The sequence below is a fragment of the Corynebacterium hiratae genome, from assembly GCF_009708045.1.
In the GTDB taxonomy this organism is placed as follows: domain Bacteria; phylum Actinomycetota; class Actinomycetes; order Mycobacteriales; family Mycobacteriaceae; genus Corynebacterium; species Corynebacterium hiratae.
On record NZ_VIOG01000044.1, the window covers coordinates 1 to 365 of the forward strand.

General features: G+C 53.2%; 1 protein-coding gene. It reads right to left on the reverse strand.

Going from position 1 to position 365, the window contains the following annotated elements; genetic code table 11:
* Positions 1 to 38: 38 nt before the first annotated feature.
* Positions 39 to 365: integrase core domain-containing protein (locus FME68_RS12970; protein ID WP_158397786.1), on the reverse strand; the 327-nt coding region annotated here is incomplete at its 5' end.

Genomic DNA, 365 nt, shown 5'->3' on the forward strand with positions numbered 1-365 from the left:
GGGCCTGACCCCCGGAAAGTAGACACGTCGGGGGTTAGCTATGCTGCTTGAGTCAGTGTAGCTGATGTGAGTGCTTCGTAGTCATCGGGGGCTAGAAGATTGCACCAGGAGTGTCGTCTGCGCGTGTTGTAGCGCATGCACCATCGGAAGACTTCTTGGCGGCAGATGATGGGATTGTCAAAGACTTTCCGATCACGCAGAACTTCACGCTTGAGACTGGCGTTAAACGATTCTGCCAGGGCATTATCGGCACTTGTACCCACTGCTCCCATGGATTGGCGAACACCAAGTACAGCGCAGTGCTCTCTAAATGCTTGTGAGGTGTACACACTGCCGTGATCGGAATGGAAAATTGCCCCTTTAAG